At 38.5% G+C, this 8,215-nt stretch carries 8 protein-coding genes; all 8 read right to left on the reverse strand.

Going from position 1 to position 8,215, the window contains the following annotated elements; genetic code table 11:
- Positions 1 to 592, reverse strand: a 592-nt coding sequence (gene ribB, locus WBN20_RS08935) for a 3,4-dihydroxy-2-butanone-4-phosphate synthase (RefSeq protein WP_424281436.1), incomplete at its 3' end; no start/stop codon positions are given.
- Complete coding sequence (locus tag WBN20_RS08940; RefSeq protein ID WP_424281437.1) at positions 589 to 2,028, reverse strand: LptF/LptG family permease; 1,440 nt, start codon at positions 2,026 to 2,028, stop codon at positions 589 to 591. The genes ribB and WBN20_RS08940, both read right to left, overlap by 4 nt.
- A 73-nt stretch (positions 2,029 to 2,101) precedes the next feature.
- On the reverse strand, positions 2,102 to 2,746 hold the full coding sequence (locus WBN20_RS08945) for a LolA family protein (protein WP_424281438.1): 645 nt from the start codon (positions 2,744 to 2,746) through the stop codon (positions 2,102 to 2,104).
- A 3-nt stretch (positions 2,747 to 2,749) separates the two neighbouring features.
- Positions 2,750 to 5,107, reverse strand: coding sequence for a DNA translocase FtsK 4TM domain-containing protein (locus tag WBN20_RS08950; RefSeq protein WP_424281439.1), 2,358 nt, complete (start codon positions 5,105 to 5,107; stop codon positions 2,750 to 2,752).
- A 63-nt stretch (positions 5,108 to 5,170) separates the two neighbouring features.
- Positions 5,171 to 5,536 carry a diacylglycerol kinase gene (locus WBN20_RS08955; RefSeq protein WP_424281440.1) on the reverse strand — a complete coding sequence of 122 codons (366 nt, stop codon included), beginning with the start codon at positions 5,534 to 5,536 and terminating at the stop codon, positions 5,171 to 5,173.
- The gene (gene tpx, locus WBN20_RS08960) at positions 5,529 to 6,035 is read right to left on the reverse strand and encodes a thiol peroxidase (protein WP_424272213.1); all 507 of its coding nucleotides are present in this window, start codon (positions 6,033 to 6,035) and stop codon (positions 5,529 to 5,531) included. Before tpx ends, WBN20_RS08955 begins: the two co-directional genes overlap by 8 nt.
- Positions 6,036 to 6,142: 107 nt before the next feature.
- Positions 6,143 to 7,630, reverse strand: a complete 1,488-nt coding sequence (gene nhaC / locus WBN20_RS08965) for a Na+/H+ antiporter NhaC (RefSeq protein WP_424273967.1) — start codon at positions 7,628 to 7,630, stop codon at positions 6,143 to 6,145.
- 66 nt (positions 7,631 to 7,696) lie between these two features.
- The coding region (locus WBN20_RS08970; RefSeq protein ID WP_424281441.1) for a PLP-dependent transferase at positions 7,697 to 8,215 on the reverse strand (519 nt) is incomplete at its 5' end.

The raw sequence follows: 8,215 nt of genomic DNA on the forward strand, positions 1-8,215 counted from the left end.
GTTTAAGATCGAACTTATGGGCGACTTCAACCAGATGAGGCAATCGGGCCATTGTACCATCTTCATTCAGAATTTCAACGAGGATCCCGGCAGCCTCAAAGCCTGCTAATCGGGCAAAATCTACCGCGGCCTCCGTATGGCCGGTTCTTCTCAGAACGCCTCCATTCTTTGCTCGCAAGGGGAAGATATGTCCTGGCCTCCCCAGATCATGCGGCTTGGTGTCACTATTTACAAGGGCCTTTATGGTTTTTGCCCTATCCTGTACAGAAATTCCTGTTGTACAGCCATGTCCTATTAAATCTACAGAAACTGTAAATTGAGTGTGATGTAAGACCGTATTATTCTCTACCATCATGGATAAATCCAACTCCTCACAACGTTCTTCGGTAAGCGGCGCACATATAAGCCCACGGCCGTGTTTGGCCATAAAGTTGATCATTTCTGGCGTAACCGCTTCAGCGGCAGCAATAAAATCGCCTTCATTTTCGCGGTTTTCATCATCTACTACAATAATCACCTTCCCGTTACGTATATCTGTAATGGCCTCTTCAATAGTATTTAATTGAATTTTATCTTCCATAGTTGCAATCATGATGCGGTAACTTTATTTTTCTTTCTAAAAAATTCCTTTATTTTTTCAATAACATGGCCGAAATCCATTAGCCCCCTGTCGGCAGTAGCTCTTTTGGTTAAATAGACTCCCAAAGGTAACATTATTAGCGTAGAAAGCCATGCACCAAGTATAGGATGAATATTTCCCTCTTTCGCATAATTACCGGCAAAAACCCCTATAAAATAATACGTTAAAAAGAGGACAATTGCTATTACCATAGGTAAGCCAAGTCCTCCTTTGCGAATAATTGCTCCAAGAGGTGCGCCTACAAAAAACAGAATTATACAGGAAAGAGCAAGGGCAAATTTTTTATGTAAGGACAATATATGCATGTTGTATATTTTATATCGCCGTTGTAATTCTTCCTTTTTTCCACGCACGGAATTTAAAATATTGGAAACAGAATTCTTTGCGGAACCTATAATCTGAACCTGTTGATATTCTTTGTATAAATGCACTAGGGTGTCTGCCGGCAGGGTATCTGTTTTCTTTAGAAGCATTAACTTCTGTTTTTTATTTAGTACTGCAGTATCCAGGGCTGTTTTGGGTAGTTTTTTCTTAGACAGGGTATCGGGCTTAGTCAGGGGTAGAAATGCACCCATTCTATTGGTTATGTTCTTAGAAAAAGCAGCAACTATTTTTACATTGTTTTCCTGCAAAGAATCAATATCCTTATTGAGTCTGGATACATTTTTCATTTTATCCGTTCGTACATTTCGCTCTTCTTCCAGATCCTGAACGTTGTCTGGTATTTCAATATTTATGGTATAGGTCTCAAAATTAGACCTTGCAAAAGGAGATTTATCCTTGCCTGAACCACTTTTTGCCACAATTTCTTCATAATAATGTCCGTCACTAAGTACCAGTTGTATAATGCCAGAACCTTCCCGGCTTTTTAATTCCCCTCCTTTGGCTTTTATAACCGTATTATTTTTCTCAAGATTTGTTTTCCTATGAATGACCACATTTCTCAAATATCTATCATTATCACCATACTTCTGATCTACTTTAATATTATATCCTTCTACGTCGCTAAAAACGCCTTCTACAACTGCTGCAGCAGGTTTTACCGTTGCAATATTTCGCCTGAGGTTATAGATTTTTTGTTCAGAAGCCGGAATTACACTATTCGCAAAGAAAAACGCTACCCCACCAAGAATGGTCATTAAAACTACTAAAGGCACCATCGCTCTTTGCAGGGAAATCCCGGAAGCCTTCATTGCGGCAAATTCATAATTCTCGGCAAATGATCCAAAAGTTAATATTGACGAGAGAAGTACCGTAAGGGGCAGTACCTTTTCCGTGAGGTTAGGTAATAAATAAAAAAGGAATTTACCAATGATTATAATATCCAGTCCTTTACCCGCCAAATCATCAATGAATAGCCATATCGTCTGAAATATGAAAATAAACATCAATATCAGGAACGAACTAAAAAAATTATAAAGAAATTGCTTTAAAATGTACTTATCTAATATCCGCAATGGTCTAGTTTCTTATGATGTAGTACCCTTCTTCTTTGTACTTGTTCTCATCAAAAGTAAATAAGGTTTTTGATAATTGCTGATCAGTTTTAAAAGAATTAACAGTAATGGTAGTTATTGTGCCATTCTTACCGGTTTCAATTAGTTTGTATATATGTTTGGTTTCTACATCAATACCCAGCAATATAGATGTTATTTCAGAATTTGTATCAATAGGTATGAGTTTGACAAACTGAATTTTTCTGCCCTGAACATTCTGTAATATATCCCATTCATAATTATGACCCGTTTTATAGAAAGTCAGCATTTTAGAGGGTGTTATGGTATTTTCGTCTTCAGATTTATCTTCTATAGTAACTTCTTCATTTTCCGGAACTATGGTATATACTTTAGCTCCATCATATAATTGTTGTGACCCTAAATAATTAAAAAGGTACTTTTCACCTTCCAGTGTAACATCGCCTCGGGTCTCCTGATCTACATCTGCTTCCGAATTGTGTAGCGCAAATTTGAAATTTACCGCAATATTATCATAACCCTTAACCTTGTTATAGACTTCATCCAGAAGAGCCTTTGCTTTATCTGAAGATTGGGCCTGAGCAAAAATGCCGGTAAAAACCAATGCCATGATAAGAATAGAATATTTCATTTTTTATTTTATTTCGTTACTTAATAACTGATCCAAAGCATAAACATCTGAAACCAGAACTTGCCTCGCCTTGCTTCCCTCGAAGGGTCCGACAATTCCTGCTGCTTCCAACTGATCTATTATTCTACCAGCCCTGTTGTATCCCAATTTTAATTTCCTTTGTATTAGAGATGCAGAGCCCTGTTGTGCATTAACTATTACTTCTGCTGCCTCTCTGAACAAGGCATCCCGATCAGAAATATCATAATCAATACCTGTGCCAGAATCATCACCAACATATTCCGGTAATAGGTGCGCTTCAGGGTAGGCCCGTTGTGAACCAATGAATTCTGTAATCTTTGCCACTTCCGGGGTATCAACAAATGCGCACTGCAGCCTTGTAATATCATTACCCTGGGTGAAAAGCATGTCACCCCTTCCAATTAGTTGATCAGCTCCCTGGGTATCCAAAATAGTCCTTGAATCTATTTTAGAAGTCACCCTAAACGCGAGCCTTGCCGGAAAATTCGCCTTAATTAAACCTGTAATAACATTTACTGATGGTCTTTGTGTTGCAATTACCAAATGGATACCTATAGCCCTAGCCAGCTGTGCTAACCTTGCTATTGGGGTTTCTACTTCTTTCCCGGCAGACATTATTAGATCTGCAAATTCATCTATAACCAATACAATATAAGGTAAAAATTTATGGCCATCGTTCGGATTGAGCTTTCTGGCCTTGAACTTTACATTATATTCTTTAATATTCCTAACCATGGCCAACTTAAGCATTTCATAGCGGTTGTCCATTTCTATGCACAAAGAGTTTAAGGTATGAATTACCTTGGTATTATCGGTTATAATGGCCTCTTCAGAATCGGGTAGTTTTGCCAAATAGTGCCTTTCAATTTTATTGTAGAGTGTAAGCTCAACCTTTTTTGGGTCAACGAGGATAAATTTTACCTCTGCGGGATGCTTCTTATAAAGCAATGAAGTCAGAACCGCATTTAAACCTACAGACTTACCCTGACCTGTTGCCCCGGCCATTAACAAGTGAGGCATTTTTGCTAAATCTACCACAAATGTTTCGTTGCTGATGGTCTTTCCAAACGCTATGGGCAATTCCATTTCAGCTTTTTGGAATTTGCTCGACGCTATGACAGAACGCATAGATACTACAGAAGGGTTTTTATTTGGAACTTCAATTCCGATGGTTCCTTTACCGGGTATCGGGGCTATAATTCGAATACCCAAAGCTGCCAGAGATAAGGCAATATCATCTTCTAAATTCTTTATTTTTGAAATACGTACGCCTGCAACAGGAACAATTTCATATAAAGTAACCGTTGGTCCGATTGTAGCCTTTATTTGTCCAATACCAATCTTATAATTTTTTAATGTCTCAACAATCTTGTTTTTATTTTCCTCAAGCTCTTCCTGATTTATAGTGATACCTCCGGATGCCCCATGCGGATCGAGCAGGTCGAGATGTGGAAATTTATAATTGGCCAGCTCCAAAGTGGGATCGAATTCACCAAAATCTGCAACTAATTTTTCAGAGAGAATATCCTTTTCTTCTTTTTCTTCCGTAATTTTCTCTACTTCCATTTCTATGGAATCTTCCTTATCAGCAATCTTTGAAGTAATCTCATTAGTATCAGGATTATCTGTTTCTGTGGTCAAAGGGGGAATATCTTCCTTATGAGTATAGGTATCAATAACGATAGGTTGCTCTTTATCAATATCCATTATGATCTCCTTTCCACCACCGTTTTGAAATTCCGTAGCCAGAGACTTAGACTTCCGCTTAAAGAAGGCCGCAATACCCTCAGGAGAGAACTTAAACAGACGAACAAGAATAACGGTAAGTCCAAATATCAAAAGCAATAAAACACCTATTTTACCTGTATAATCCTGTAAAAAATCATTCATTTCAAAACCTACCAGGCCTCCTAATAAAGGACGTTCATAAGCGAAAAAACCAAGTGCAATAGAGATCCATATTATAAATACCATTCCCCAAATCCATTTGCTTAATAATCCTTTTTTATCCAGGCTTAAAAACATGTATAGGCCTGTGAGGCATAATAAAATGGGAAAAATAAATGAGGCCACCCCAAACCCTCTGTACATAAAAAAGTGGCTAACGCTAGCTCCGAATTTATTCAGTAAATTATTTGCCTGCTCATTTCTATCTCTGAATTCAGTAAGAAGACTTTGGTCTGCCTGCCATGAGAAGTAAAAAGAAGTAAATGAAAAAAAGAGGGCAATGCTGAGCAGAACCAACAGGCTTCCCAGGATTATTTTATTTTGTTTGGACAACTTAAAAGAAAAACCTTTTTTAGAAGAAGCGGGCTTTGACTTTGTTCTCTTCTTTGCCATTTAATAATCTATTCTTTGGGGTAAAAATACAAATTTACGAAGGAAGGACTATCCACAAACGGCCTAAATAATTTTTGGCACATAGATGATTAGACCAACTATGGACGCAGCAAGTGATACAAGCATAACAGCTCCAGCAGATATGTCTTTAATAAATCCAATTTTCTCATCAAATTCGGGCTGTATATAATCTGACATTTTTTCAATTCCAGTATTCAGGCCTTCTACACCCAGAACCAATGCAATTGCAAATATCTGCAAAATCCATTCGGTTTTCGATATCTCAAAATAAAATCCTACAAGGGTCATAATACATGCAATGACAACCTGTATCTGTATGCTACTCTCTGTACGTACCAAAAGCCAAGCCCCGCGAAAAGCGTATCCAATACTCTTAATCCGGTCTACAATCAGATTTTCTTCAGGCATCCATTAATGCTTCGAGAGCGGCTTTGTAGTTTGGTTCGTCAACTGTTTCTGATACCTGCTCGGTATATCTTACATTTCCTTCTTCATCAAGAACGACTACAGATCGTGAATGTAATGGTTGAAGCGGGCCATCAATGAAAGACACACCATATGCATTACCAAAACTGCCATCTTTGAAATCAGATAACATTACAACATTATCAATTCCTTCAGCTCCACAAAATCTGGTCTGGGCAAATGGCAAATCCTTGGATATACATAAGACAACAGTATTATTCAATTCGGCCGCCTCCGTGTTAAATTGTCTAACAGATTGTGCACAAGTCCCTGTATCTATACTGGGAAAGATATTGAGCACTACTTTCTTACCACTATAGTCCGATAGTGAAGCGGAGGAAAGATCATTCTTTATAAGTGTAAAATCAGGTGCCTTATCTCCAATAGGGGGTAAGTTTCCCGATGTATGAATTGTATTTCCCTTAAGTGTTACAGTAGCCATTTTATAATATTTAATATTTTGTGTGAAATTAAAAAATAAATGATTGAATTAACAGCTGAATGGACGAAAAGTTAAAGTTATTTCCGTTAAAATTTTGACATGCTTCTTTAAAGGGCTTTTGAAGACGACAATTGTTTTATTTTTATTCCTAAGGCAGCGAAGAATAGTGTAGTGATTGGACTTAACCAATTGAAGATAGCAAAGAAGAAATAATCTGCAACACTCACGCCTAATACTCCACTATGATATGCTCCACATGTATTCCAGGGGATAAGCACAGAGGTTACAGTACCAGAGTCTTCCAGAGTCCTGCTTAGATTTTCAGGGGCTAAACCGCGATCCTCATAGGCCTTGGCAAACATTTTACCCGGAACTACAATGGCAAGATACTGATCAGATGCCGTAACATTAAGTGCAAGACAACTTCCAACGGTACTTGCAAAAAGACCAAATGTTGTCTTTGCCAGTCCGAGTAAGGATTTGGTAATCCTCGATAAAGCACCTATTCCATCCATAATGCCACCAAATACCATGGCACATACAATAAGCCAAATGGTGCCTAGCATCCCCGACATTCCTTTTGCAGAAAACAAATCGTTAAGTGCCGGGTTATCTGTTGCTATTTCGGTTTTAATTGTAATCGCATTTAATATTCCTTTATAGCCAGATTCAAAATTCAATTCTTTAGCTCCTGTAATTCCTGCAACGATATCGGGTTGGAACCACAAAGCGAAAACACCACCCAGTAAAGTGCCAATGAGTAACGCGACAAGTGGAGGAGCTTTTTTTATAATCATAAGAATCACAGCTAATGGAACCAGAAACAACCAGCCATTTATCGTGAATGTTGAATCAATTGATTTCAGAATGCTTTCCGTGTCTGCTATACCAGTAGTCTCCAGATTCAGGCCTATAATTATAAATATAATTAAGGTTATAGTAATTGTTGGGATGGTGGTATAGGTCATATATCTGATATGTCCGAATAAATCTCCACCGGCCATGGCTGGGGCAAGGTTAGTAGTGTCACTCAAAGGCGACATCTTATCACCAAAATAAGCGCCCGAAAGCGCTGCACCTGCTGTCATACCCATAGGAACTCCAAGGGCATCACCAATGCCTATAAGGGCAATACCAACCGTCGCCGAGGTAGTCCAGCTACTGCCTGTAGCAATTGAGATTATGGCGCAAATAATTAAACTTGCGGCCAGGAATATGGTTGGATTAAGTATTTGAAGGCCATAGTAGATCATTGCCGGAATAATCCCGCTAATCATCCAGGTTCCTGCCAGGGCCCCAACCATTAAGAGTATTAATAAAGCACCAGTTGTGGACTTCACATTTTCGGCCACCTCTGCCAACATCTGTTTATAGGTGGTTTTATTAAAAAAGCCAACAATGGCAGCAACGGCACCGCCCATTAATAATATAAACTGATTAGAACCACCGATAGCATCGTCTCCGAAGACATAGACATTGTAGGCAAGCATTCCCACAAGGGCTATTATAGGGATTAATGCTTCCCAAATATTTAGTTCCCGGTTTTCAACAATATGTTCCTGCTGTCTGTATTTATTAGATTTTTTATCGGCCATTGAGGATTGGTTAGTTGATTCGTAATATTACAACTTTGGCCGCTTTTCTGCAAACACCTAAATCATCTATGTAACAGGAGATGCGACTTTATGGTCCAGGATGTGCAGACTTTGCATACATTCTTTCATTAATTTATATGTTCTCTTAATGTCGTTATCCAGGCCAATAGAAAAGCGTATGAGTCCATCAGATAAGCCCATAGTTTTTTGCTCTTCCAAAGAGATTTCCGATGAAGTAGATGTGCCAGGAGCACTAAACAGGGTTTTATAGAACCCTAGACTAACGGCCAAATAACCGAGGTTTTTTTTCTGCATTAACTCCATCAGCTTATTTGCATTTTGAAGACTGCCTACGTCTATGGTCATAATCCCACCATATCCATATTGAGAAACCATCTGCTTTTTCATAGTATGGTACCCGGGATGTGATTTAAGGCCTGGATACACTACCCTAAGGCCATCTTTCTCAAACTTTTTGGCAAGGTATAGCGCATTTTCGCTATGTTTTTTCATTCTTATATGAAGTGTTCTCATATTTTTTAGAATAAAAGATGCCCGAAGGCTATCAAGAGTACTGCCCAGAAG

The sequence above is a fragment of the Eudoraea sp. genome (assembly GCF_049665975.1).
In the GTDB taxonomy this organism is placed as follows: Bacteria; Bacteroidota; Bacteroidia; order Flavobacteriales; family Flavobacteriaceae; genus Eudoraea.

Excerpts from the sequence above, each read along its gene's own strand:
- WBN20_RS08940 (WP_424281437.1), bottom strand. The coding sequence starts at position 2,028 with ATGTTTATTTTCATATTTCAGACGATATGGCTATTCATTGATGATTTG.
- WBN20_RS08945 (WP_424281438.1), bottom strand. The coding sequence starts at position 2,746 with ATGAAATATTCTATTCTTATCATGGCATTGGTTTTTACCGGCATTTTT.
- WBN20_RS08950 (WP_424281439.1), bottom strand. The coding sequence starts at position 5,107 with ATGGCAAAGAAGAGAACAAAGTCAAAGCCCGCTTCTTCTAAAAAAGGT.
- WBN20_RS08955 (WP_424281440.1), bottom strand. The coding sequence starts at position 5,536 with ATGCCTGAAGAAAATCTGATTGTAGACCGGATTAAGAGTATTGGATAC.
- tpx (WP_424272213.1), bottom strand. The coding sequence starts at position 6,035 with ATGGCTACTGTAACACTTAAGGGAAATACAATTCATACATCGGGAAAC.
- nhaC (WP_424273967.1), bottom strand. The coding sequence starts at position 7,630 with ATGGCCGATAAAAAATCTAATAAATACAGACAGCAGGAACATATTGTT.